Origin of the sequence: Type-D symbiont of Plautia stali (assembly GCF_001485335.1) — a bacterium.
In the GTDB taxonomy this organism is placed as follows: domain Bacteria; phylum Pseudomonadota; class Gammaproteobacteria; order Enterobacterales; family Enterobacteriaceae; genus Pantoea; species Pantoea vagans_C.
In genome coordinates this window covers 1-25,632 of the sequence record NZ_BBOC01000078.1, presented here as the reverse complement: position 1 = coordinate 25,632, position 25,632 = coordinate 1, and the positions used below count along the sequence as shown (strand labels likewise).

At 53.4% G+C, this 25,632-nt stretch carries 24 protein-coding genes, 1 tRNA gene and 1 other RNA gene; 14 read left to right on the top strand and 12 right to left on the bottom strand.

The annotated features are described in order from the left end of the window. The 3 genes from prmC to hemA form a co-directional block, all read right to left on the bottom strand. Positions 1-769 (bottom strand): peptide chain release factor N(5)-glutamine methyltransferase (gene prmC / locus PSSD_RS20520; RefSeq protein WP_058973489.1); only part of this gene is annotated, 769 nt, incomplete at its 3' end. Further along, positions 769-1,851 carry a peptide chain release factor 1 gene (gene prfA, locus PSSD_RS20515; RefSeq protein WP_058973488.1) on the bottom strand — a complete coding sequence of 361 codons (1,083 nt, stop codon included), beginning with the start codon at positions 1,849-1,851 and terminating at the stop codon, positions 769-771. The genes prfA and prmC, both read right to left, overlap by 1 nt. 41 nt (positions 1,852-1,892) lie before the next feature. Continuing rightward, complete coding sequence (gene hemA, locus PSSD_RS20510; protein ID WP_039337413.1) at positions 1,893-3,149, bottom strand: glutamyl-tRNA reductase; 1,257 nt, start codon at positions 3,147-3,149, stop codon at positions 1,893-1,895. Positions 3,150-3,365: 216 nt separating this feature from the next. On the opposite strand from hemA, the gene lolB reads away from it, so the two are divergent. The 4 genes from lolB (at position 3,366) to PSSD_RS20490 (ending at position 7,331) form a co-directional block, all read left to right on the top strand. Continuing rightward, positions 3,366-3,989 (top strand): lipoprotein insertase outer membrane protein LolB, encoded by a 624-nt coding sequence (gene lolB / locus PSSD_RS20505; RefSeq protein WP_058973487.1) that lies wholly within the window; start codon positions 3,366-3,368, stop codon positions 3,987-3,989. Continuing rightward, positions 3,989-4,843 (top strand): 4-(cytidine 5'-diphospho)-2-C-methyl-D-erythritol kinase, encoded by an 855-nt coding sequence (gene ispE / locus PSSD_RS20500; protein WP_167347688.1) that lies wholly within the window; start codon positions 3,989-3,991, stop codon positions 4,841-4,843. The genes lolB and ispE overlap by 1 nt, the downstream gene beginning before the upstream one ends. A 137-nt stretch (positions 4,844-4,980) precedes the next feature. After that, a complete protein-coding gene (prs, locus tag PSSD_RS20495; protein ID WP_102136006.1) occupies positions 4,981-5,928 on the top strand; it encodes a ribose-phosphate diphosphokinase in 948 nt (315 codons plus the stop codon). 227 nt (positions 5,929-6,155) lie between these two features. Further along, positions 6,156-7,331, top strand: coding sequence for a GGDEF domain-containing protein (locus PSSD_RS20490; RefSeq protein WP_058973485.1), 1,176 nt, complete (start codon positions 6,156-6,158; stop codon positions 7,329-7,331). Here the strand turns inward: PSSD_RS20490 and ychH are convergent. Next, complete coding sequence (gene ychH / locus PSSD_RS20485; RefSeq protein WP_039337403.1) at positions 7,328-7,603, bottom strand: stress-induced protein YchH; 276 nt, start codon at positions 7,601-7,603, stop codon at positions 7,328-7,330. The genes PSSD_RS20490 and ychH overlap by 4 nt on opposite strands. Positions 7,604-7,860: 257 nt before the next feature. Here ychH and pth point away from each other — a divergent pair, with 257 nt between their 5' ends. Together pth and ychF are read left to right on the top strand one after the other, a co-directional pair. Next, complete coding sequence (pth, locus tag PSSD_RS20480) at positions 7,861-8,448, top strand: aminoacyl-tRNA hydrolase (protein ID WP_058973484.1); 588 nt, start codon at positions 7,861-7,863, stop codon at positions 8,446-8,448. Positions 8,449-8,559: 111 nt separating this feature from the next. Continuing rightward, a complete protein-coding gene (ychF, locus tag PSSD_RS20475) occupies positions 8,560-9,651 on the top strand; it encodes a redox-regulated ATPase YchF (RefSeq protein WP_039337399.1) in 1,092 nt (363 codons plus the stop codon). Here the strand turns inward: ychF and PSSD_RS27525 are convergent. Then, a complete protein-coding gene (locus PSSD_RS27525; protein WP_153011474.1) occupies positions 9,641-9,829 on the bottom strand; it encodes a hypothetical protein in 189 nt (62 codons plus the stop codon). The genes ychF and PSSD_RS27525 overlap by 11 nt on opposite strands. 97 nt (positions 9,830-9,926) lie before the next feature. Between PSSD_RS27525 and PSSD_RS20470 the strand changes: the two genes are divergently transcribed. Together PSSD_RS20470 and gap are read left to right on the top strand one after the other, a co-directional pair. After that, the gene (locus PSSD_RS20470) at positions 9,927-10,904 is read left to right on the top strand and encodes a GlxA family transcriptional regulator (protein WP_058973483.1); all 978 of its coding nucleotides are present in this window, start codon (positions 9,927-9,929) and stop codon (positions 10,902-10,904) included. 78 nt (positions 10,905-10,982) lie between these two features. Beyond that, the gene (gene gap / locus PSSD_RS20465) at positions 10,983-11,993 is read left to right on the top strand and encodes a type I glyceraldehyde-3-phosphate dehydrogenase (RefSeq protein WP_058973482.1); all 1,011 of its coding nucleotides are present in this window, start codon (positions 10,983-10,985) and stop codon (positions 11,991-11,993) included. Positions 11,994-12,029: 36 nt separating this feature from the next. Here the strand turns inward: gap and phoA are convergent, their stop codons facing one another. Next, positions 12,030-13,436: an alkaline phosphatase gene (gene phoA, locus PSSD_RS20460; protein ID WP_058973481.1), complete on the bottom strand. Its 1,407-nt coding sequence runs from the start codon at positions 13,434-13,436 to the stop codon at positions 12,030-12,032. A 245-nt stretch (positions 13,437-13,681) separates the two neighbouring features. On the opposite strand from phoA, the gene PSSD_RS20455 reads away from it, so the two are divergent. From PSSD_RS20455 to PSSD_RS20450, 3 genes are all read left to right on the top strand, one after another. Beyond that, positions 13,682-13,769 (top strand) — tRNA-Ser (locus PSSD_RS20455). A 48-nt stretch (positions 13,770-13,817) separates the two neighbouring features. Then, positions 13,818-13,948: non-coding RNA, RtT sRNA (locus tag PSSD_RS26240), on the top strand. A 355-nt stretch (positions 13,949-14,303) separates the two neighbouring features. Next, positions 14,304-14,456: a Hok/Gef family protein gene (locus tag PSSD_RS20450; protein WP_058973480.1), complete on the top strand. Its 153-nt coding sequence runs from the start codon at positions 14,304-14,306 to the stop codon at positions 14,454-14,456. A 103-nt stretch (positions 14,457-14,559) separates the two neighbouring features. Here PSSD_RS20450 and PSSD_RS20445 read toward each other — a convergent pair whose 3' ends face one another. Then, on the bottom strand, positions 14,560-15,414 hold the full coding sequence (locus PSSD_RS20445) for a LysR family transcriptional regulator (RefSeq protein WP_058973479.1): 855 nt from the start codon (positions 15,412-15,414) through the stop codon (positions 14,560-14,562). Between the two features lie 94 nt (positions 15,415-15,508). On the opposite strand from PSSD_RS20445, the gene PSSD_RS20440 reads away from it, so the two are divergent. Continuing rightward, positions 15,509-16,501: a nitrilase family protein gene (locus tag PSSD_RS20440; RefSeq protein WP_058973478.1), complete on the top strand. Its 993-nt coding sequence runs from the start codon at positions 15,509-15,511 to the stop codon at positions 16,499-16,501. Positions 16,502-16,581: 80 nt separating this feature from the next. After that, complete coding sequence (locus PSSD_RS20435; RefSeq protein WP_058973477.1) at positions 16,582-16,788, top strand: hypothetical protein; 207 nt, start codon at positions 16,582-16,584, stop codon at positions 16,786-16,788. 69 nt (positions 16,789-16,857) lie between these two features. Here PSSD_RS20435 and phoH read toward each other — a convergent pair whose 3' ends face one another. The 5 genes from phoH to putP form a co-directional block, all read right to left on the bottom strand. Then, entirely contained in the window at positions 16,858-17,646 is a 789-nt protein-coding gene (gene phoH, locus PSSD_RS20430) for a phosphate starvation-inducible protein PhoH (RefSeq protein WP_039331813.1), read from the bottom strand. Between the two features lie 574 nt (positions 17,647-18,220). Further along, on the bottom strand, positions 18,221-19,501 hold the full coding sequence (efeB, locus tag PSSD_RS20425; RefSeq protein WP_058973476.1) for an iron uptake transporter deferrochelatase/peroxidase subunit: 1,281 nt from the start codon (positions 19,499-19,501) through the stop codon (positions 18,221-18,223). A gap of 2 nt (positions 19,502-19,503) precedes the next feature. Beyond that, positions 19,504-20,622: an iron uptake system protein EfeO gene (efeO, locus tag PSSD_RS20420; RefSeq protein WP_039331809.1), complete on the bottom strand. Its 1,119-nt coding sequence runs from the start codon at positions 20,620-20,622 to the stop codon at positions 19,504-19,506. Between the two features lie 54 nt (positions 20,623-20,676). After that, complete coding sequence (gene efeU, locus PSSD_RS20415) at positions 20,677-21,510, bottom strand: iron uptake transporter permease EfeU (protein WP_058973475.1); 834 nt, start codon at positions 21,508-21,510, stop codon at positions 20,677-20,679. Positions 21,511-21,896: 386 nt separating this feature from the next. Beyond that, positions 21,897-23,381, bottom strand: coding sequence for a sodium/proline symporter PutP (gene putP / locus PSSD_RS20410; RefSeq protein ID WP_058973474.1), 1,485 nt, complete (start codon positions 23,379-23,381; stop codon positions 21,897-21,899). Between the two features lie 445 nt (positions 23,382-23,826). On the opposite strand from putP, the gene PSSD_RS20405 reads away from it, so the two are divergent. Then, positions 23,827-25,632 (top strand): proline dehydrogenase family protein (locus PSSD_RS20405; protein WP_201023840.1); only part of this gene is annotated, 1,806 nt, incomplete at its 3' end.

Sequence of the window (25,632 nt, the reverse complement as noted above, 5' to 3'; positions counted from 1 at the left end):
GCTGATAGCCATGTTGCGTCAAAATGGTTCGCACCGCTTCATCCTGTTGCCAGCCGTGTTCCAGCAAGAGCCAGCCGCCAGGTTGCAACCATTGCGGCGCGCTCTGAATGATGAAGCGCAAATCGGCCAGCCCGGCATCATCCGCCACCAGCGCGCTAAGCGGTTCAAAACGCACATCTCCCTGCTGCAGATGTTCATCGGCGGCATCGATATAAGGAGGATTGCTGACAATCAGGTCAAAACGTTGGGAGGGGAGATGGTTAAACCAATGGCTAAGCTGAAAACGGGCATTGGTGATGTGCAGGCGCTGCGCATTATCTTGTGCCAGCGCGACAGCTTCGGGTATGCGGTCACATCCCAGCACCTGGCAGTCAGGCCGTTCACTCGCCAGGGCTAGCGCAATGGCACCCGTGCCCGTGCCAAGATCAAGCAGTGAGGATGGCGTTGACGGCACGCGCACCAGCGCCTGTTCCACCAGCACTTCCGTATCCGGGCGCGGAATCAGCGTCGCATCACTGACACGCAGCGGCAACGACCAGAATTCGCGTTCGCCCACCAGATGGGCAATGGGTTCACCGGTCACCCGGCGCGCCAACAGCGCATCAAGCTCGGCGATATTTGCGGCGTCGAGCTTGGTATCATCAAACGCCACCAGCCAACTGCGCGATTTACCGGTGACAAAACCCAGCAAAATTTCCGCATCGCGCTTCGGGCTATCGCCGCCACAGAGGGCAACCACCGCTTGCTGCAGCCAGTGACGAATGATCATCAATCCTGTCCAGCCAACGCGGCCAGCTGATCGGCTTGATACTCCTGCACGATAGGCTCAATCAGGGTATCCAGCTTACCTTCCATGGTCTCGTCCAGACGGTAAAGCGTCAGGTTAATACGGTGGTCGGTCACACGGCCCTGCGGGAAATTGTAGGTACGGTTACGGTCGGAACGGTCACCACTGCCCAGCAGGTTACGGCGGGTTGAGGCTTCAGCAGCATTACGTTTAGCGGTTTCCGCTGCGTGAATACGCGCGCCCAATACCGCCAACGCTTTGGCTTTGTTTTTATGCTGCGAGCGTTCGTCCTGACACTCCACCACGATACCGGTCGGTAAGTGGGTAATACGGATAGCAGAGTCGGTGGTGTTGACGTGCTGACCACCCGCACCAGAGGAGCGGAAAGTATCAATTTTCAGATCGCCCGCGTTAATTTCTGGCATTTCCGCTTCGGGCAGTTCCGGCATCACCGCAACGGTACAGGCAGAGGTATGAATACGCCCCTGAGATTCCGTTTCTGGCACGCGTTGCACACGATGCCCGCCTGACTCAAACTTCAAACGACCGTAAGCACCGTCGCCAATAATGCGCGCGATGACCTCTTTGTAACCGCCGTGCTCGCCTTCGTTAGCACTGATGATTTCCACCTGCCAACGGCGAGATTCTGCATAACGGCTGTACATACGGAACAGATCGCCAGCAAAGATAGCGGCTTCATCACCGCCGGTTCCGGCGCGCACTTCCACAAAGCACGAGCGTTCATCGTCTGGATCTTTCGGCAGCAACAGCACCTGAAGTTGCTGTTCCAGCACTTCACGCTTCTCACGCGACAGTTTTAATTCTTCATTGGCCATTTCGCGCATTTCAGGATCATCGAGCATCATTTCAGCGGTTTCGATATCTTCCTGCACTTGCTGCCAGTCACGGAAACAACGGGTGACATCGGTCAGCTGCGCATATTCGCGAGACAATGCGCGGAAACGTTCTTGATCGCCAATCACGCCGGCATCGCCCAGTAACGCTTCCACTTCTTCGTGGCGTTCCTGGAGGGCTTCCAGCTTGGCAACAATAGAGCTCTTCATGTAATAGAGGGTATCCCAGTGATAGGTCGTGACAGACCAGATTACTCTAAACCGAGGCTGTCACGTAAGATCTGCAGGCGTTCGCTGTCGCCGTCGCGCGCGGCCTGCTGCAATGATTTGGTTGGTGCATGAATAAGGCGGTTAGTCAGCTTGTGCGCTAACTCCTGTAAAACTTTCTCGGCATCCGCGCCCTGCCGCAGGGCAGCTAACGCACGCTCTTGCAGCTCCGCGCGAACGTCGTCAGCCTGCGAGCGGTACTCACGGATGGTGTCGCCCGCGCTTTGCGCACGCAGCCACGCCATAAACTCACCGCTTTCCTGCACCACAATGCTTTCAGCCTGCACGGCGGCGGCTTTACGCTGCGCCATGTTCTGTTCGATGATCGCCTGCAGGTCATCAACGCTGTACAAATAGGCGTTAGCCAGTTTACCCACTTCGGGTTCGACATCACGCGGTACGGCAATATCCACCAGCAACATCGGCTGATTTCGTCGCGCCTTCAACGCGCGCTCTACCATGCCTTTACCAATAATCGGTAACGGGCTGGCGGTAGAAGAGATAATAATGTCCGCATCTGCCAGACGCGTTTCGATATCACCCAAACCAATCACTTCCGCACCCACTTCGTCCGCCAGCAGTTGAGCGCGTTCACGGGTGCGGTTGGCAATCATCAGCTTTTGTACTTTGTGTTCACGCAGGTGACGCGCCACCAACTCGATGGTTTCACCAGCCCCCACCAGCAGGACGTTCACTGTGCTAAGGGATTCGAAGATTTGACGGGCTAATGAGCAGGCAGCAAAGGCGACGGACACTGCACTGGCCCCAATTTCGGTTTCAGTACGGACGCGTTTGGCTACGGAGAAAGTTTTCTGGAACATACGCTCCAGTTCGCTGCTCAACGCATGGTCACGCGATGAGTCAGCATGGGCTTTTTTCACCTGACCAAGAATTTGTGGCTCACCCAACACCAGCGAATCCAGACCGCTGGCGACACGCATCAGATGGCTTACCGCCGCATTATCCTGATGCCAGTAAAGGCTTGCACGGACATCCTCTTCCCGCAGATCGTGATACTCGCACAACCAGCGCACCAGCCTCTCCTGCAAGTCCGTTTGCTGCTCTACGCTGAGGTAAAGTTCAGTCCGGTTACAGGTTGAGAGCACCACACCGCTCTGCACCATCGGCTGGGACAGCAGGCTGTTTAATGCCTGATCCAGCGTGTCGGGCAGAAACGCAACGCGTTCGCGCAGGGCGACAGGTGCGGTTTTGTGGTTGATTCCGAGTGCAAGCAGCGTCATGGTGATCGGGTTGGGATGTCCCAATGATTGTCAGGGTTTTGTGAAGCGCATTCTACAAGATGCCACAGATCAAGAAAAGCCATACAAAGGCTATGACTGTAATAAGATTAAACTGATCGTGCGCAATTATCATTACATCGGCATTGACGGCACAGATTTGGATGGTTAGCGTTACCTGTTAGGAATTAAAAACGTGTCTGAGGAGACGACCACGTGATGCAATCGCCCCCGCGCAAGTTGTTGCGCCTTCTTCCCCTTGCCAGCGTGTTGCTGGCTGCTTGTAGCATCAATAAACCCCAGGGTCCGGGTCCCAGCACCACTTCACCGCAATGGCAGCAACATCAACAAGCTGTCGCGAAAATCACCCAGTATCAAACGCGCGGCGCATTTGCCTATCTCTCTGATAAGCAAAAAGTGTACGCGCGCTTTAACTGGCAGCAAACTGCCGCTGACCGCTATCGTCTGCTGCTCACCAACCCGCTTGGCAGCACCGAGTTGCAGCTTGATGCCCAGGGATCCGTGGTGCAAATCGTCGATAACAAAGGCAAGCGTTACGTCAGCAACGATGCCGAGAAGATGATCTCTCAGCTCACCGGCATGGATATTCCGCTGGCGAACCTGCGTCAATGGATGATGGGCCTGCCAGGTGATGCCACCGATTATCAGCTGAACAGCAGCTACCAGTTGCAGAGTGTGAACTACAGCCGCAATGGACAACAGTGGAAAGTGAACATTTCCGATTACGACAGCAAGGTTAACCCGCCGCTGCCAGCCAATCTGGAACTGACCGAAGGTGGTCAGCGCATCAAACTGCGTATGGATAGCTGGACCACGAAATGATCACCACCTGGCCCGCTCCGGCAAAACTGAACCTGTTTCTCTACATCACTGGCCGTCGTCCTGACGGCTATCACAACCTGCAAACCCTGTTTCAGTTCCTTGATCACGGTGACACGCTGGAGATTACGCCGGACAGCAGCGATAGCATTACACTGCTTACACCGCTGGCAGGAGTGCCCGATGAAGAGAACTTAATTGTGCGCGCCGCGCAGGCACTGAAACAGGCCGCTGCCTCGCGCGGCACGTTGCCCGCCAATGCTGGAGCGCAGATAGCACTTGAGAAACGTTTGCCGATGGGCGGTGGTCTGGGCGGTGGCTCCTCTGATGCGGCTACCGTGCTGGTCGCGCTCAACCATTTATGGCAAACACAGCTAAGCGTGGATGAGTTAGCCACCCTGGGTGTGGCGCTCGGTGCCGATGTCCCGGTGTTTGTGCGCGGGCATGCCGCCTTTGCCCAAGGGGTTGGCGAACAGATTCAACCCGCTGAACCGGAAGAGAAATGGTACCTCGTCGCGCATCCAGGGGTCAGTATTGCTACCCCCGATCTGTTTCGCGATCCGGAACTGACGCGCAATTCACCGATACGCACATTAGATGAGCTGTTACAGCGTCCTTTTCACAATGATTGTGAAGCTGTGGCAAGAAAACGTTTTCGCGAGGTTGATGCGCTGCTTTCCTGGCTGCTAGAATACGCGCCGTCGCGCCTGACCGGGACCGGAGCTTGTGTGTTTGCTGAATTTAACACCGAGTCCGACGCTCGTCAGGTGCTGGAGCTTGCCCCGAAATGGATTTGCGGATTTGTGGCGCGCGGGCTTAATATCTCGCCGTTGCATCGCACCCTTTCCGGGCTCTAAGCGTATGCGTGACAGTGCCACCCTGTTCCAGGCACTGCACGTGACGCATTAACACACCCGTATGAACGACTTCAAAAGTATTCGCCGGTTACTTTTGAAATGTTCATTCTCTGGACGACAAGCCTGAGGTTCCTCTCGTGCCTGATATGAAGCTTTTTGCTGGTAACGCTACCCCGGAACTAGCACAACGTATTGCCAACCGCCTTTACACTAGCCTCGGAGACGCCGCCGTCGGCCGTTTCAGTGATGGTGAAGTAAGCGTACAGATCAACGAAAATGTACGCGGTGGTGATATTTTCATCATCCAGTCCACCTGTGCCCCCACCAATGATAATCTGATGGAGCTGGTTGTGATGGTCGACGCTTTGCGTCGGGCTTCTGCTGGTCGTATTACTGCTGTTATTCCTTACTTTGGTTATGCCCGTCAGGACCGCCGTGTGCGTTCTGCTCGTGTGCCTATCACCGCCAAAGTGGTTGCCGATTTCCTTTCCAGCGTGGGTGTTGACCGTGTTCTGACGGTTGATCTGCACGCCGAACAGATCCAGGGCTTCTTCGATGTCCCGGTTGATAACGTGTTCGGGAGCCCGGTTCTGCTGGAAGACATGCTGCAAATTGGTCTGGAAAACCCGATTGTGGTTTCGCCTGATATCGGTGGTGTTGTGCGCGCCCGCGCTATCGCGAAACTGCTGAATGACGCCGATATGGCCATCATCGACAAACGTCGCCCACGCGCAAACGTTTCTCAGGTCATGCACATTATCGGTGACGTTGCCGGTCGTGACTGTGTACTGGTCGACGATATGATCGACACCGGCGGTACGCTGTGCAAAGCGGCTGAAGCGTTGAAAGAACGCGGCGCGAAACGTGTCTTCGCTTACGCAACTCACCCTATCTTCTCCGGCAACGCGGTTGAAAACCTGCGTAAGTCAGTGATTGATCAGGTCATCGTTTGCGACACTATCCCGCTGTCTGACGAGATGAAATCTCTGCCAAATGTGCGTACCTTAACGCTCTCTGGCATGTTGGCCGAAGCGATTCGTCGTATTAGCAACGAAGAATCCATCTCCGCAATGTTTGAACATTAATTCATTGCATGAAACCGGGCCCCGCGCCCGGTTTTGTTTTTTATCTCCTCAGTCTTCACAACCGATGAAGCCGCTTTCGCTACAGATATTTTCGCGATAAATTTCGTTAAAACACGCCATTCTCGCTGCCTTTCACTGTTTTCATTTCAGACACTATGCTGCGCTTTAGCACTCTAATGATTAGTGGTATTTTTCCTGTCACTTTTTTTCTGAGAACTCCGACCACTATGACTCTCGACATCTATACATTATTTGTTTGTGAGCTCTACGTGCTCGGATTTTTGAGTATTATTCTGGTCTTCGCCTGGATGGGGTCGCAGTACGATCGCGTGCTGGGCTTCACCACTCTCGCGCTCAGCCTGACGCTGTTAGCCGTTTTCCTTAGCAGTCTTCGCAGCGCAGGATTTCACTTTCTGCCGATTGCCGTGGGCAACGTCGTCATGCTGCTTGCTTATGGCAATCTGTTGAATGCGTTTCGCATCTTTTGTGGCAAACCCTTGGGATTGAGCTGGCTGGCTGGTGCCTTACTCTGGGCGATACTTTGTATTTTCCCCGAGTTTTATTACAGCCAACCCAAGCGGGTACTGGTGCTTTGTCTGCTTTGTATTATTTACACCGGCGCGCTGATTCGCCTTTTATGGCACTCGCGCGCATCGCTGACGGTGACATTCTGGCCGGCACAGATGCTGCTGTGGATCCATCTGCTGTTTCATGTGGCGCGGATATTTCTGGATGATGCCATTGCTACGCCGGTGCGCGGTGCTATTGCCGGTTCCAGCTTCTCGGTTTATGTGATCCTTGAGTCGATACTGTTTGTGATTGGCTTAACCTTTACTATCCTGGCAATGGTGAATGAGCGTACGCAGATCGCGCACAAACTGGCCTCGCTGCACGATCCTCTCACCAGCGTATGGAATCGCCGTGCGCTGTTCGAGCATGCTGACCGATTGGTGATGCGCAATGCCCGCCATCCCAAACTGTATATCTACACCGCAGTGCTTTTTGATCTCGACCATTTCAAAAGCATTAACGATCGCTATGGGCATCAGCAAGGGGATCGGGTATTAATCGATTTTTGCCATGTGGTACAGGCGCTGTTACCCGCAGAGGGGAAGTTTGCCCGTTTGGGTGGAGAAGAGTTTGCCGCCATTTTACCTGGCAACAGTGAGGAGGCACAGTGCGTGTGCGAACGTATTCGTCTGGCAACGCAGTTATCGATGCCTAACGACGTCTGCTACACGGTGAGTATTGGCTTCGCCACCGCGATTCATCGCGATCAAACATTCCCGATTTTACTTGGGCTGGCAGATGAAGCGCTTTATCGCGCGAAAGCCAGTGGCCGTAACCGCATCGAAGGTTATCGAGTGCCGTTACAGCCCCTACAGGAAGCGATGCTCACTTAATGTGAAGAGTGATTACGACGGCAGCGTTTATCACCATAATGACGCAGCCAGTAATAGCGGTCTTCCACTCTTTCACGTCCGCTGACGCGCGCGCCGATCAGCCACAGCAATGCGCCGATGAAGATACTGAACATCGCACCATGGGCGAGGAACTGAGGCAGATGCAGTGAAGGTAGCTGATTAATAATGGAATAGCCGACACCCAACACCATCGTCAGTAAACCCAGACACATCAGGCCATTACCCACAAAGCGGCAGTTTTGACGTTTCATGATTCACCTCCATCCTTATGAAAGAACAAACAGCACGTATGGTTAACTTGTCATAAGTTTAGGCAATGGCATGCGGTTAAGTTGCGTACAGGATCACACATCCTTCACAATCTCTGACATTTCTTTACCTCAGCCTGTTGATTTCGATAGAAATTGATTAGTCACACAGCGTCATTATCTGGCCATTACACCCTTTGTCATCCCTGCCTGCAGGCAGTAAACTATCGCCCTTTCCGCAGTGAGACAGGATAAACATCGTGAGCAGCATTAAACTGATTGTGGGGCTGGCCAATCCCGGCGCTGAATACGCCGCAACGCGCCATAATGCAGGTGCCTGGTATGTGGATTTGCTGGCTGAGAGGCATAATCAGTCGTTAAAAGAGGAGCCGAAATTTTACGGCTACACTGCGCGCCTGTCATTGGCAGGCGAAGACGTACGCCTGTTGGTGCCAACGACGTTTATGAACCTGAGTGGCAAAGCGGTAGCAGCGATGGCGACTTTCTATCGCATCACGCCTGAAGAAATTTTAGTGGCGCACGATGAGCTGGACTTACCGCCAGGCGTGGCGAAGTTCAAACAGGGTGGCGGTCACGGCGGTCACAATGGCCTGAAAGACATCATTAGCAAACTGGGCAACAACAATAATTTCCACCGTTTGCGTGTCGGCATCGGCCATCCGGGTGACCGTAATAAAGTGACGGGCTTTGTTTTAGGTAAACCCCCGGCCAGCGAACAAAAGCTGATTGATGATGCCGTCGATGAAGCCGTACGTTGCACTGAAGTCTGGTTGAAAGAAGACAAGATCAAGGCGATGAACCGCCTTCACGCCTTCAAGGCCAGCTAAGGCCAATTCCCGCGCCGCAGAGGGTAATTCTGTGTATAATGCGCGAAATTTTTTGAATCTGTCGACGCTGTCAGTCAGCGCCGCACACTCAGTGATAAAGGTAATCAGACCATGGGATTTAAATGCGGTATTGTGGGCCTGCCGAACGTCGGTAAATCCACCCTGTTCAACGCGCTGACCAAAGCGGGTATCGAAGCAGCCAACTTTCCGTTCTGCACCATCGAGCCAAACACCGGTGTCGTGCCAATGCCCGATCTGCGCCTCGATCAGCTGAGCGACATCGTTAAGCCACAGCGCGTAGTGCCAACCACCATGGAATTCGTCGATATCGCCGGTCTGGTGAAAGGCGCCTCGAAAGGTGAAGGTCTGGGCAACCAGTTCCTGACCAACATCCGTGAAACCGAAGCGATCGGCCACGTGGTGCGCTGCTTTGAAAACGACAACATCATCCACGTTTCCGGCAAAGTGAACCCGGCGGAAGATATTGACGTCATCAACACCGAACTGGCGTTGTCAGACCTTGATACCTGCGAACGCGCCATTCAGCGCTGCCAGAAAAAAGCCAAAGGCGGCGACAAAGATGCCAAAGCTGAACTGGCTGCTCTGGAGAAGTGCCTGCCGCACCTTGAACAGGCTGGCATGTTGCGCGCGCTGAAACTGGATGCGGACGAGAAAGCGGCAATCCGCTACCTGAGCTTCCTGACGCTGAAACCGACCATGTATATCGCTAACGTCAACGAAGACGGTTTCGAAAACAACCCATATCTTGATCAGGTACGTGCGATCGCTGAAGCCGAAGGCTCCGTGGTGGTGCCAGTCTGTGCGGCTGTCGAGTCTGATATCGCCGAACTGGACGATGAAGAGCGTGATGAATTCATGGCGGAATTGGGTCTGGAAGAACCAGGCCTGAACCGTGTGATTCGTGCGGGTTATGCACTGCTCAACCTGCAAACTTACTTCACCGCTGGCGTGAAAGAAGTGCGTGCATGGACCATCCCTGTGGGTGCCACTGCACCGCAGGCGGCAGGTAAAATCCACACCGACTTCGAGAAAGGCTTTATCCGCGCACAGACCATCGCGTTTGATGACTTTGTCACCTACAAGGGTGAGCAAGGCGCGAAAGAAGCCGGCAAGATGCGTTCAGAAGGTAAAGAGTACATCGTGAAAGATGGCGACGTGATGAACTTCTTGTTCAACGTCTAACTTTCTCTGTGCCAGAAAATCCACGCCACGGCGTGGATTTTTTTATTGTGCGATGTGCACGCGCTTCTTTAATGCCGAACCGCAGAAACTCTACAGCACAACGTTTGCTGCCGCGATAAGTCATGGCGGGAGGATGCATTAAAAATTGGTCTAAACGATTTTCCACTGATTGCTCCATGTGAACTCATCCATTCCTTTGGCCAAAATGTCTGGTCTTTGCCGACACCAGCATGCGACACTTTGACTTGCTTTGTCATCAAGAAACACTTTAAGCCATGAAAAATTTTCTCGTCATTGTGCCCGACGGCGGCATGCTGTTCGAAGCGGCGGGCATCGCCGACATCCTGATGCACGCCAATCTGCACTTGCCGGTTGGCCTCGACCAGCCGCGCTATCGTGTCAGTATCGCGACGACGCAAGCGCATCAAGTCATCCATGGCCAGTCCGGGTTGAATCTGCTCGCCGACCTCAAACTGGCCGAACTGGATCCCCGTCAGGCCTGGGACACCATCATGATCACCGGCCGTGGCGACAGCGTGGAAGAAGGCAACATGGTGGTGGACTTTATCAAGCTGGCGGCCCCTCAGGCGCGACGCGTGGTATCGATATGCGGTGGTGCGATGCTGCTGGCGGAGGCAGGTTTACTGGATGGACGACGGGCCACTTCGCACTGGCGACTGCTTGATACACTGCAAACGCGCTTCCCACAGGTTAAGGTTGAAGGTGGCCCGCTCTATATTCAGGATGGCACGATCTGGACCTCAGGTGGCGTCAGTTCTGGCTTTGACCTGACGCTGGCGTTGGTTGAAGAGGATTTCGGTTTCAGCGTAGCACGCGATATCGCACAGGACATGGTGATGTATCTGCGCCGCCCCGGCGGACAAATGCAGTTCAGTCGCTACCAACTTCAGCAAAGTGACTCTGGTCCGATTAACGCGCTACAAAGCTGGATTCGCGACCATCTGGCCGAAGACTTATCCGTTGAAAAGCTGGCCGAACATGCTGCCATGAGCCCAAGAAACTTCACCCGCGTATTTACCCGTGAAACCGGTGCGCCGCCTGCACGCTTTGTCGCGGAAGCACGTCTGGCGGCTGCACGGGAAAGGCTGGAACAGACCCGTGACACGCTGGAGCGCATTGCTGAAGAAACCGGTTTCGGCAACAGCATCAATATGCGACGCAGCTTTGAGCGCCAACTCCACCTTACACCCGGTGAATATCGCCAACGCTTTCACTGCCGAAAATTGGCGTAAAGTGATCCTTTTTTGTCGTTTACGCCATCCTGTGAACGGCCTACATTGACTGCAGTCACTTCATATAAGGAGTCAATGATGATCAAGGTAGGCATTAACGGCTTTGGCCGTATCGGACGGAATGTATTTCGCGCCGCACTGGGTAGCGACGATATTGAGATTGTGGCAATCAACGATCTCACCGACAGCAAGACGCTGGCACACCTGCTGAAACATGATTCGCTGCTCGGCCGTTTACCCGCTGAAGTGGAAGCCTCTGAAGGCGAGTTACGTATCGATGGCAAGCCAGTGCGTGTGTTCAGCGAGCGCGACCCGGCCAATATTCGCTGGCGTGATGTCGGCGTTGATATCGTGATTGAAGCCACCGGCTTCTTCACCGAACGCGACAAAGCTGCCGTGCATATCACCAGCGGAGGCGCAAAACGGGTGATTATATCCGCGCCGGGCAAAAATGATGACCTGACGATTGTGCTCGGCGTGAACGATCAGCGCTACGATCCGCAGCAGCACTTCGTGGTCAGCAACGGCAGTTGCACCACGAACGGCTTAGCCCCTGCCGCGCAGGTACTTCACCAAGCATTTGGCATCGAGCACGGCTTAATGAACACCACGCATGCCTACACCAACAGCCAGGTGCTGCACGATCAGCCTGAAAAAGATCTGCGTGGCGCGCGCGCTGCGGCGCTGTCGATAGTGCCTTACTCAAGTGGTGCCGCTAAGGCGTTGGGACGCGTGATTCCCGAGCTGGATGGTCGCCTGACCGGTTATTCATTGCGCGTGCCGGTTCCGGTGGTATCGATTGTCGATTTAACCGTGACATTAAAACGTGATGTGACGGCTGAGGAAGTGAACAACGCGTTTAAAGCGGCTGCGGCAGAAGGTCCGCTGAAAGGGATATTGGGCTATAGCGATGAACCACTGGTCTCCAGCGATTATCAGGGCGATCCGCGCTCATCGATCATTGATGGCCTTTCAACCCTGGTGATTGGCGGCAACCTGGTAAAAATCCTTGCCTGGTATGACAACGAGTGGGGTTTCTCCAATCGCTTAGTCGATTTAGCCCGTCTGATGGCTCAGCGCGGCCTGTAACAGTGAGGGGCGATCTTCAGACCGCCCCTGATTTAATTACTTAATCCCCATCGCATCCTTCAGCGTAAAGAACAGGTCGGTCTGATCGGTCAGACCCACTACGTTTGCCGCATGCGGTCCGTATGCCGCAATACGAATCTGTGTGCCGGTATGGCCTTGTGAATCATCTTCCGAGTTGCCGTAGCTGATGGTCATCACTGCGCCATCTTTGGTATTCAGTGCCTGCGTAAGACCCGGCGCTTTGCTGCCGTTCTCGATAATCTGACTGCTGTGCGCATGATCTGCGGTCACCACTACCAGCGTATCCCCGTGCTCACGGGCAAAGGCCAGCGCCTGCTGTACTGCTTCATCCAGATCAACGGTTTCACCAATCTGACCGCACGGGTTCGCAGCATGATCCTGCTTATCGATCGATGCCCCTTCGACCTGCAGGAAGAAGCCTTTCTCATTGGTGCTCAGCAGATCGAGCGCCTTTTTGGTCATCTGCGCCAGAGTCGGTGCGGAAGCTGGGCGTTCTTTGTTCACTTCGCAGGTCACCACTGGCTTATCAATATTGCCGTGATAGCTGGCTTTCGGCCCTTGCCAGCGCACCGGCATGTTGCCATCAGAGAACAGGCCCAATACCGGTTTAGTTTGATCGGCCTGCTGAATCGCATTCATGCCTTCAAGGTTATCCACCAGTTGATAGCCCAACGCCTGAGCCTGCTCACGTAGGGTTTTACCTTGGTACTCACCGGCTTTAGCGCTTTCATTAAAGGATTTTGCGCCGCCTCCGAAAGTGACATCAGGACGGGTTTTTAGCATCTGCTCGCTGATTGATCCTTTACCGCCCTGCTCCAGCGCGTTAGTCGGACACAGCTCACTGGTTTTTTCAGGGCCATAGCATTTACGCGAAGTGACATGCGCCATCAATGCAGCAGGTGTTGCATCCTGCAGTTCAGCGGTTGACACATTACCGGTGGCTTTCCCGGCGGCTTTCGCCAGCTCAAGAATGGTGACCTGATCTTTGCCATTCACATCGACGCCAATTGCGCCATTGTAGGATTTGGTGCCGGTGGCCCACGCCGTCGCTGACGCGGCTGAATCTGTCACGTAGTTCGGTTTGTGGGTTTTCTTGTCGAGGGAATAGTGCGTGTATTGCCCGGTCAGTGGCAATGCATCCAGACCGGGGAAGAATCCACCAGCCCCCATCGCCTGGTTACGAGCGGCGGTAATTTCTGAATCGCCCATGCCATCACCGATCAACAAAATGACGTTCTTAGCCGTGGTGTTGATTAATGACGCTTTCAGCGCCTCAGTTTGATCGCCGCTAAGACGGCGCGCGCCACCGTGTTCGGTAATATCGCCATTTGCGGCACGCGAGTATGTTGCATCATCTGCCACTGCTGACGCGGTGATTAATGAGGCTAGCAGAGAAACCGTGAAAAGAGGTATGTGTTTCATTTATAAGCATCCTTATCAGTAAATATAACCAAATGTTTCCGCAGACAAGTCTGCGACAGTTTGGTGACACTTTTGTGGCGGATAAGGAATAATTTGATGACAGAAGCACCACTTTGATCAGAGTTCAGACAACCTGCACAGAGCTTAAGCGAATAGAAGAAAAGGAGAAAATAGGGCTTGACCGTTTTCGGGTTACTCCCTATAGTAGCGCCCCGTTGACCCAGTGCGGTTAGCGGAAAAAACGTGGTGAGATGTCCGAGTGGCTGAAGGAGCACGCCTGGAAAGTGTGTATACGGCAACGTATCGGGGGTTCGAATCCCCCTCTCACCGCCATTATTTATATGAAAGTGCCCAGTTAACAGCTGGGCATTTTTATTTGCATTTCCCGCCCATCTGAGGGGGATGAGAAGCCCCGATTGGGGTTCGATTACTGGCGTCAGCCAGTTGGACAGCGGAGCCTGCGACGCTGCCCGAAGGGTGAGCGCAGCGAATTAATCCCCCTCTCACCGCCATTATTTATATGAAAGTGCCCAGTTAACAGCTGGGCATTTTTATTTTCATTTCCCGCCGCCCACCGCCAACCGCCAACCGCCATCTCTTGAAATTGAGAATGCTCAATTTCATCATCTGGCTCCAGCGGTCAAACTTTTCACAGATTAAGAATTCGACTACAAGCCATCTCATTGTGAGCTTGTATCAGGATACGTAGTATTCGGGCGGGTGCTTGAGGCTTTCTGTCTTAAGCATGGCTGACGGCAGAAAGAAGAAAGCCCCGAGTGATTTATTCAATCAACCCGAGGCCTACCCTTAATGCCAGACAACATGAAAGGTAGCGTCTTACTCGCCGAAAGGCAAGGAGAAGCAACCATGAAGCAGCGTGAGGCGATCTTGATCGCCATCTTCTTAATCGCGGCAGTGCTGGCCGTGATACTGGTCACGAGAAAAGACCTCTGTGAGGTACGAATCCGAACCGGCCACATGGAGGTTGCTGCTTTCATGGCTTACGAATCCATTAAGTAAGAGCAACCGGCGGGAGGAAACTCCCGCCACTCTTTTTTGTTGGCATGGCTGACCTCAATGCACCCGCCCTTTTTTATATTTCACCCAGAGTCCGCAAAACGTTTTAGTTATTTCTCACCAGATGCAAAAAGTTATCTCTTACTGGGTCTTTAATCTGCGCATGCCAGGCCATGCCGGTTTGCCAGCGCGTATATTCACCCTCAAGCGATAACAACTTTACGGCTGAGGGCAGGATATGCGCCACATTGGCGGGCAATAATGCGACGCCATCACCTGCCGCCACTAATGCCAGTAGTGTCTGGATATCATCTGCGGCCGCCACAGCGCGCGGCTTAAGGTGATGGTCATTGAGGTAACGCTGTGCCTGCTCTGTTAGCCCGTCACCGCGATACGGCGAGAGCTGCAACAGTTGATGGGTTTCAATTAACGTCGTGGACGTTGAAGCGTAATCGGCAGCAACCGCCAGCACCAATTGCTCTTCTCCCAGCGTCAGGCCGCACAGAGGCTCAGGCACCGGCAGACGCACAAATCCGACCTGAAGACGCCCCTCAATCAGCTGCTGGCACTGCACCGCCGAGGGCATGTCATTCAGTGACACCTGCACGCCAGGATATAGGTTACGGAATGCCGCTACCCGCTCGGGGGCAAGTCGAAATGACGAGATGCCGAACCCAACAGTCAACTTTCCCGCATGACCGCTTTGCAGATTAGCGATGGACGCACAAAACTGTGTATGCCGTTCAACAATATCCTGGGCATTTGGCAACAGTTGCTCACCAGCGATGGTCAGCCTTGCGCCATTCCGCCCGCGCTGAAAAAGCGTGACACCAACAAAATGTTCTAGTGTCTGTATCTGCTTAGTGAGCGCGGGTTGTGTCACACACAGTATGTCCGCGGCCGCATGATACGACCCTGTTTTGGCTAGCGTCACGAAGGCGCGCAGAAGTTTAATATCCATTCCGTTTGGTTATCAAAATGCGAGATTTTGTGATTATACACGGTTGATATCTCTCTGGTGAAATAGCGTCCAATTTCCCAAACGAGAAAACCAAATGGATAAAAAACTTCGTGTCGCAACGGTACAGTTTTGTCATCGAGCCGGGGACAAAGATTACAATCTCTCCACCATGGAGCAGTTCATTGAACAAGCTGCACAGGATAAGACCCAGGTTCTCGCCTTCCCTGAAATGTGTATCACTGGCTACTGGCATGTTCCGGATCTCCCTGCTGAAGAGGTGGAAGCGCTGGCTGAAAGCAATGATGACAGCCCCTCGCTGGCACGTATCGCGATGCTGGCTGAGAAGTACCAGATGGCAATCGGTGCGGGTTTCATTGAAAAACATCGCAATGGCCAGCTCTACAATGCCTATGCGATGTGCATGCCGGATGGTCAGCGTCATATCCATCGAAAAATCCACGCATTTGAACACCCAGCAATTTCCCAAGGGAATGAATTCACCGTGTTCGATACGCCATGGGGAGTGCGTATTGGGATTTTGATCTGCTGGGATAACAACCTGACTGATAACGTGCGCATCACCGCCCTGCTTGGTGCCGATATTTTGATCGCACCACATCAGACCGGCGGCACGCATTCACGTAGCCCCTTCGGCATGAAGCCAATTCCGATCAGTTTGTGGGAGAAGCGAGACCAGAATCCAGATGCACTTGAAGCCGCTTTAGCCGGAGACAGCGGGCGCGGTTGGTTAATGCGCTGGTTACCGTCACGCGCACACGATAATGGGCTGTTCTTATTGTTCAGCAACGGTGTTGGACTCGATAACGGCGAAATCCGTACTGGCAACGCGATGGTGATTGACCCCTATGGCCGCATTATCAATGAAACCACCACTTTCCGGGATGCGCTAGTCAGCGCCGAGTTGGATCTCTCTTTGCTCGCGATGTCCACCGGCCGACGCTGGATCCACGGTCGTCGGCCCGAGCTTTATCATCTGCTGTGTGAACCGCAAGGTTATGAGCGTGATGCGCGTACCGCCCGGTTTTCACAAGAAACGCCTTGTTTTAAATCACGAGCCAGTGATTAAAGCCCTCTGAGGTATAAGTTAAAACTGCTTCGCATAAATAAACACCGACAATAAATATTAAAAAATGACTGTGGGCTGAGATGGATAACGATAATTGCGAGGCGACTCAGGTTCATATTAAAGACACCGCACCAGGGAAATTTAACGTGAACGTCTTAGTTCTTGAAGGTGATTTTCAACATATGAAAGCGGATGGATTATTAGGGACCAACTTTCTACAGAACCATGCAGTGTTAATAGACTTCCCCAATAATCAACTCATGATTCGCTCAACTGATGCCGGTTAACCGGGAACAAAAAAACCCGGCTTGCGCCGGGTTTTGCTTCGCTACACTCTCAATCTACTTCTATAAAGGTTAACTGTAAGCATGCAGCGTGCGCTGGCAGAGTGCCGAGCGGACGCAGTCGTCTTTGCCGAAACGCACCACGCCAATCATCTCATCTTCTTCGAAGCGCGCTAACGCATCGGCCAGACCAGATTTGACGTTAGACGGCAAGTCACACTGAGTGATATCGCCGTTGACGATAACCGTCACGTTTTCGCCTAAGCGTGTCAGGAACATCTTCATCTGTGCGGCGGTAACGTTTTGAGCCTCATCAAGGATCACCACCGCATTTTCAAAGGTACGTCCGCGCATATATGCGAAGGGCGCGATCTCTACCTTAGCGATTTCGGGTCGCAGGCAGTACTGCATAAAGGAAGCGCCGAGACGTTTAACCAGAACGTCGTATACCGGTCGGAAATACGGGGCGAACTTCTCGGAAATGTCTCCGGGGAGGAAACCGAGATCTTCATCCGCCTGCAGAACCGGGCGCGTCACAATTATCCTTTCGATGTCCTTATTGATCAGGGCCTCAGCCGCTTTGGCTGCGCTAATCCAGGTTTTACCGCAACCGGCTTCACCGGTGGCGAATATCAGCTGTTTCGATTCTATGGCGTTAAGATAGTGCGCCTGAGCTTCATTTCTGGCTTCAATCGGACCACGATCGCGTGAATCACGCGCCATGCCTATTGAGTCCAACCCACCCATCTGCACCAGCGAAGTGACCGATTCTTCTTCGCGCTGACGGTGACTGCGAGAATCACTACGAACGACTCTTCTTGCTTCACGACGCGCTTTGATCACTGCTTTCTGTCTTCCCATAGTGGCACCTTACAGTTGGTTTCATTTATCGCGGCGGATCACCCGCGGCGATGACTTGAACGCTTTAGAGGTTTCGTTGGCTTCCTTGTAAGCCGAGTCTGGCCATTGAGAATAGTGTGCAACAACGACGAAGCGCTGTAGCGCACCGGTAAAGAATTGGCGTTAGTTCGGAAACGATAATTGAAAAGTGAAGAGGATACTTTGGAGGGAAGAAATCCCCCGCAGTGTACTGCGCTAGCTGAAGTGTATTTAACTGTCCATAGAAGGACCGGGTCATGCGCGAACTCCAGTGGACTTAGCCACACAACTGACAACGCTTATGAGTAAAGTGCATCAAATTAACCATGCTTTGCAACAGTATTTTTACGTCACGCTAAAGAAAAACAGATAAGCGAAGCATGAGAACTTTCGTCTTAAATTAAATTATCTATATCTTTCAGAGTGATGGATTATTTAGTGCGCGGCGAACTTTTTCAGAACATTCGGAAGTGGAAGAGGCCGGGGGAAAGTTTGTTGCAAGTAAAAAAAGCCCCTACGCGACCTTATCGCTGCGTAGGAACTGTGCATTTATTAATCAAGCCTGCAGTAGAGGCTGCCCAAGGTAATGTTTTTCATCAGGGACACCGGGTAAAACGAAAAAGTATCCGCCACCAATCGGGCGTATATATTCTTCCAGCGCTTCGCCATTCAGACGCTGCTGTACCGTGATAAAGCCTTTGGCTAAATCATGCTGATAACAGACGAACAATAACCCCATATCTAACTGCCCTGCTCCGGTGATACCAGAAGAGTAGCTGTAACCTCGGCGCAGCATCAAACTGCTGTCAGTTGCAGGCGTACGTGGGTTGGCGAGGCGAATATGCGCATCCAGTGCAATCACATCACCATCGGGGTCTTTGCTGTAATCCGGCACATCGTGTTCAGTTTTCATACCCAATGGCGCACCGGATAATTTCTCGCGGCCAAAAATGGTCTGCTGTTCGCCCAGCGGGGTACGGTCCCACATTTCAACGTGGAAACGAATAATACGCACCGCCTGATAGCTGCCACCCACCGTCCAGGCGGGCTCTTGCTGATTGGCCGTGACCCACAGCAGTTGATCCATCAGTGCATTATTGTGCGTATCTGGATTCGCGGTGCCGTCTTTGAAGCCCAAAAGGTTGATGGGCGTTTCCTGACCTTTGCTGCGTGCAGCATGGTCGGCAATAAAGCCGTCGCGACGCCAGCGCACCGCCAGCAGATCGGGCGTGTACTTGATGATGTCGCGCAGCGCGTGGATCACCGTATCCTGGGTATTGGCGCAAATCTGGATCAACAGATCGCCATGACACTGCTCGGCATCCAGCGAATCATTGGGGAAGCGCGTCATGGATTGCAGCTGCATTGGTTTATGGGCGCTGAGACCAAAGCGCTCGTCAAACAATGAGGTACCGACTGACAAGGTGATGGTGAGATTATCAGGTGCAATATCGGCACCGAGAATACCGGAATCCATCGGCGGCAGCTGCGGGTTAGGCACTGCTGGCGCTGGCCCACCTTTGGTCAGGAAAGCAAAGCGCGCGGTGAGTAAGCGGAATAAGCGCTCTAAATCGGTTTTATCACTGGCCAAGACATCAAACGCCACCAGCATCATGGATGCCTGCTGCGGAGTGATAATGCCGGCTTGATGCGTGCCGTAGAAGGGTTGCGCTTGTTGGCGTGCATCGGGTGCAACCGTGCCGGGAGAGAAGCTGTCAGCCGCGGCTGCCGTATGGAACGGACAGCCGCCACTGAGGGCGGCAGCGCCGCCCAGCATGCCTAATCCCTGCAATAAACGACGACGCGACGGTTGCGCCGCGTCATTTTTATTACTCATGATTAGTCGAGACCTAAAGTACCGCGCAACAGGGAGAGATCTTCCGCCAGGGTAGTGATCGGCCCTTTCAGCGCATTACGGTCAGCAGTGGTCAGCTTCTCGTAAGACTCAAATCCGTCTTTGGTGCGATATTTGCTGAGAATGCCGTCCACTTTCTTGAAGTTTGCGTCAACTTTCGCCAGCAGTTGCGGGTTAGCTTTTTGTAACTGTGGACGCAGCAGATCAACAATTTTCTGTGCGCCATCGATGTTAGCCTGGAAGTCAGACAGGTCGGTGCGGCTGTAACGGTCTTCCTCGCCAGAGATTTTGCTGGCCGCCACTTCTTCAATCAGACCGGCAGCGCCACCGACCACTTTGGCTGGCGGGAATGCCAGCTCGCTGATACGGGTTTGCAGATCCAACACATCCTGGTTCAGCTTAGTGGCGAACTCTTCTGCACCTTTGGTGGTTTTGTCAGCCCACAGGATTTTTTCGATACGGTGGAATCCGGTGAATTTAGGATCTTCCGCTTTCTTCTCAAAGTCGTCTTCACGGGCATCGATGCTGCTGTCCAGATCGGAGAACAGTTCAGCAATCGGTTCAATACGCTCATAGTGCGCACGCGTTGGCGCATACAGCGCTTTGGCTTTCTCCAGATCGCCCGCTTTCACCGCATCAGTAAAGGCCTGCGTCCCCGCCACCAGCTCTTTAACTTCGCTCATCACGTAAGTTTTGTAGTCGGTAATCGGGCCTGCCAGTTGCATGATGTCGGTTTTGCCTTTGGCAGCGGTTTTTGATTCACCCGAGACAACCAGTTTGCCTTTCGGGTTGGTGAGCAGACCACAGGTCATGTCATATTCGCCCGCTTCGAGGTTGGCCGTCAGTTTCTGGCTGAAGCCAGGCGCGATGTTTTCACGCTCTTCCACCACCATCACCCCTTTCAGGATTTCCCACTCCAGCGCTTTCTGGCTGTTGTTTTTGATGATGAACTGGGTTTTCCCTGCCTGCACATTCAGTGACATCGGCTCGCACTGTTTGTCGGTGACGGTAACCGTGACCTGCGGGATGGATGCAGCAGAAGCGGCGCCTGAGAGAGCCAGCATAGAAACCAACAGCGCCTTGCGGCGGAAGCGAATCGTCATAGTGATATCCCTGTTACATGGAAGAACAGGCGCGCAATCGCGCCTGATTTAATTTCAGCGTGTAGTGCGAGCAGCATTGGCCGTTGGGCGTGCCGGGAAGAAAAACAGCAACAGTGCAGGGATCAGGTAAATTAACCAGACCACCACTTCACTGACGCTAGGCGTTTCCTGATAGCCGAGAATGCCTTCCAGCAGCGTCCCTACTACCGAATGGGTTGAGAGCGTGTTGCTGAGGTCAAAAGCCACATCCTGGAAATGGTTCCACAGTCCGGCTTCATGAAAGGCACGAATCGCCCCCGCCGCCAGGCCAGCAGCCACGAAAAGAATGAACAGGCTGGTCCAACGGAAGAAGCTGCCCAGGTTGAGTCTAATACCGCCGTAATAGAGCAGCATGCCCAGTACAATGGCGGTGATTAGACCGAGCACCGCACCAATCGGCGGCGCATAGCCAACATCCTGGGTAAAGGCAGCGAGCAGGAAGAATACGGATTCCAGCCCTTCACGAGCCACCGCCAGAAAGACCATCAGCACCAGCGGGAAGCCACTGCCGCCCTGCTTTTGCAATGCCTGATCAACCGACCGTTCCAGCGTGGCTTTGATATTTCGCGAGACTTTGCGCATCCAGAACACCATAGATGTCAGTATCACCACCGCCACAACTGCCACAATGCCTTCGAACAGCTCCTGCTGTTTCTGCGGGAATTCACCGGTGGTTTCATTGATGAAAATGCCAAGGGCCAGGCAGAGCGCAGCCGCAATGAAAACACCCGCCCACATGGCAGGAAACCATTGACTGCGCTGGGTGCGTTTCAGGTAGCTGGCAATCAGGCTGACGATGAGCGCTGCTTCAAGACCTTCACGCAGCATAATGAGAAACGGTACGAACATCACCAACCTCTTGAATGTTAAGGAGGGTAAACCTTAGGTAAAAATACGTAAAGTGCGAACGATATCGATTATCATTACAGGGAGGGAAAATACAAGTCACTTAATGAAATAATTTCTCATTTGCGGAGCGGGAGACAGAATTAGAGTCGGCTGGATAGCTTTGCTGAATGTGATGCGAAATGCCCCATAAAGGCCATCTGGATCGCGAAGGAAACACGCATCCCTGCAGATCGGCCTCGCCATCCATGGCTCGGACGCTTCGCTCTTCCAGATGGCCTTTATGAGACTTTTACCTTCTTCATCGCTATGGGGGACATTCGGCAATGAATGCTATGAACAAAAAAACCCGCCGTTTAACGGGCGGGTTTGCACTAAAACCGAAAAAACTACTTGGTATTGTATTCTGCTTCAGCCGCGGCGAAGCGCGCCTGAGCTTCTTCTGACGGGCCGCTGCCGATCAGGCTGAACACTACAATCGCGATGCTGGCGAAGATGAATCCAGGGATAATTTCATACAGCTCGGTGTAACCGTAGTTCTTCCACAGCAGCACGGTCAGCGCACCAATCACCATACCGGCCAGCGCGCCGTTGCGCGTCATGCGCTTCCAGCACACACCAAACAACACGACCGGACCGAAGGCGGCACCGAAGCCTGCCCATGCATAGCTCACCAGGCCCAGCACGCGGTTTTCCGGGTTTGCCGCCAGCGCGATAGCGATTAACGCAATCACCAGCACCATCAGACGGCCCACCCACACCAGCTCTTTCTGGCTGGCATTTTTACGCAAGAAGCCTTTATACAGGTCTTCAGTCAGGGCGCTTGAGCACACCAACAGCTGACAGCTCAGAGTGGACATCACCGCCGCCAGAATCGCGGAGAGTAGAATACCGGCAATCCATGGGTTGAAGAGGATTCGCGTCAGCTCGATAAACACACGCTCGCCATTCTGGCTGACGCCTGCGGCCTGCTCTGGATGGTTCTGGAAGTACGCAATACCAAAGAAGCCTACCGCTACCGCACCGGCCAGACACAGAATCATCCATGTCATACCGATGCGACGTGCTGCACGAATTGAACGATGGGAGTCTGCGGCCATAAAGCGCGCCAGGATATGCGGCTGACCAAAGTAGCCTAAACCCCAGCCGAGCAGCGAGATCACCGCAACAAAATTCAGCCCTTTCAACATGTCGAGGTTTTCAAGGCTTTTCGCTTCAATGACCGCCAGGGAATCATCCAGACCGCCAACTGCAATAATCACAAACACCGGCGTCAGAATCAGCGCAAAGATCATCAGGCTGGCCTGAACGGTATCTGTCCAGCTCACCGCCAGGAAACCACCCACCAGCGTGTAAAGAATGGTGGCTGCCGCGCCGGCCCACAGCGCCGTCTGGTAATCCATACCAAAGGTGCTTTCAAACAGACGCGCACCAGCTACCACGCCCGATGCGCAGTAAATGGTGAAGAAGATGAGAATCACCACCGCGGAGATAACACGCAGCAGCTTGCTTTTATCCTCGAAACGGCTGGAGAAGAAATCTGGCAGGGTTAAGGCATTGTCATGATGTTCGGTTTGCACACGCAGGCGGCCCGCGACGATTTTCCAGTTCAGCCAGGCACCAATAGTGAGGCCGATGGCAATCCAGCTCTCAGAGATACCGGACAGGAAAATGGCACCCGGCAAGCCCATCAGCAACCAACCGCTCATATCCGATGCGCCGGCGGACAATGCCGTGACGACGCTGCCTAAACTGCGACCACCCAGAATATAGTCATCAAAACTTTTGGTTGAACGGTAGGCAATGAAACCGATTAGCACCATCCCGAGGATGTAAATTACAAAGGTCACCAACATCGGTGTACTTACACTCATACTCTCTCCACTTATTATGTAATTCATTAAGAGCAATCTTTTTTCCTGGGTTATCGGAACGGGATAACCCAGGGCTTTACCGCATCCAGAGAAAGCGATTCCTCTTAAGGCGCGGTATCCTGCCGCAAAGGGGCGGCGCGCACAATGCATTTAACACAGCTGTCACACTGGTTTCACCTGACTTCGATTTTTTAATGCCAATAGGTTGCACTCACTCACACTTTTAGTTGCACCCAAATCCATTTAAAACGTCGATGTTTAAGGTAGGTTGCAACCCTGGCGAGATTCTTGCAGCAAGTTTCATGCCGATTCATTCGGTTTTAACAACTCAGACAGTGAAAAACATGCAACTCAGGTCACATTTAACAAGGTTGCACAAAGTTGCAACTTAAGTGATAGTGCTGCCACGCTGGATTTGACGACATCATTTAGAGACGAGGAAATCATGGGAACCACCACCATGGGGGTGAAGCTGGATGAAGCCACCCGCGATCGCATTAAGTTGGCTGCAAACAAAATTGACCGCACACCACACTGGCTGATCAAGCAGGCGATTTTTAACTACCTCACGCAGTTGGAAGCCGGCGAATCCTTGCCTGAAATTCCTTTGCAACTGGCGGATGCCTCCAGCGAAGAAGGCACGCCAGACGAGGCTATACAGCCCTTCCTCGATTTTGCGGAACACATTCTGCCGCAGTCAGTGACCCGCTCCGCCATCACTGCGGCATGGCGTCGTCCGGAGACGGATGCAGTGCCGATGTTGCTGGAGCAGGCACGTCTCCCTGCCCCTCTCGCCGAAAAAACGCATCAACTCGCCTATAGCCTGGCGGAGAAACTGCGGCACCAAAAAGGTGCAACCGGACGCGCCGGCATGGTGCAAAGCCTGTTGCAGGAGTTCTCTCTCTCCTCGCAGGAAGGCGTGGCATTGATGTGTCTGGCGGAGGCGCTGCTGCGTATCCCTGATAAGCCAACCCGTGATGCGCTGATTCGCGATAAAATCAGCAACGGCAACTGGCAGTCACATCTGGGGCGTAGCCCGTCGATGTTTGTCAACGCAGCGACCTGGGGTCTGCTGTTTACCGGTCGTCTGGTCTCAACCCACAACGAAGCCAACCTGTCACGTTCACTAAACCGCATTATCGGCAAGAGCGGTGAACCGCTGATCCGTAAAGGTGTGGACATGGCGATGCGCCTGATGGGTGAACAGTTTGTGACGGGCGAAACCATCGCTGAAGCGCTCGCCAACGCTCGCAAGCTGGAAGAGAAAGGTTTCCGCTACTCTTACGACATGCTGGGTGAAGCCGCACTCACCGCCAGCGATGCCAAAGCTTACCTGGTCTCTTATCAGCAGGCGATCCACGCTATTGGCAAAGCCTCAAACGGTCGTGGCATTTATGAAGGCCCAGGCATTTCGATTAAGCTTTCCGCACTGCATCCGCGCTATAGCCGCGCGCAATATGAGCGCGTGATGGAGGAGCTGTATCCAATCCTCAAATCCCTGACCTTGCTGGCGCGTTCTTACGACATCGGCATCAATATTGATGCGGAAGAAGCGGATCGTCTGGAGCTGTCGCTCGATCTGCTGGAGAAGCTGTGCTTTGAGCCAGAGTTGGATGGCTGGAACGGTATCGGCTTCGTCATTCAGGCCTACCAGAAGCGCTGCCCGTTTGTTATTGATTCACTGATCGATCTGGCTCAGCGCAGCCGTCGTCGTCTGATGATCCGTCTGGTGAAAGGTGCGTACTGGGACAGTGAGATCAAACGTGCACAGATCGATGGCCTGGAAGGCTATCCGGTTTACACCCGCAAGGTGTACACCGATATCTCCTATCTGGCATGCGCCCGCAAACTGCTGGCGGTGCCGAACTTAATCTATCCGCAGTTTGCTACCCACAACGCCCATACGCTGGCGGCGATCTATCAGCTGGCAGGCAACAACTATTATCCTGGTCAGTATGAGTTCCAGTGCCTGCACGGCATGGGCGAACCGCTGTATGAGCAGGTGGTGGGCAAAGTGGCCGATGGCAAGCTCAACCGCCCTTGCCGTATTTATGCACCGGTCGGCACGCATGAAACCCTGCTCGCTTATCTGGTGCGTCGTTTGCTGGAGAACGGCGCCAATACCTCCTTCGTTAACCGTATCGCCGATAACAGCTTACCGCTGGACGAACTGGTGGCCGATCCGGTGACCGCCGTAGAAAAAATGGGCGTCAGCGAAGGTGCCGTTGGCTTACCGCATCCGAAAATACCG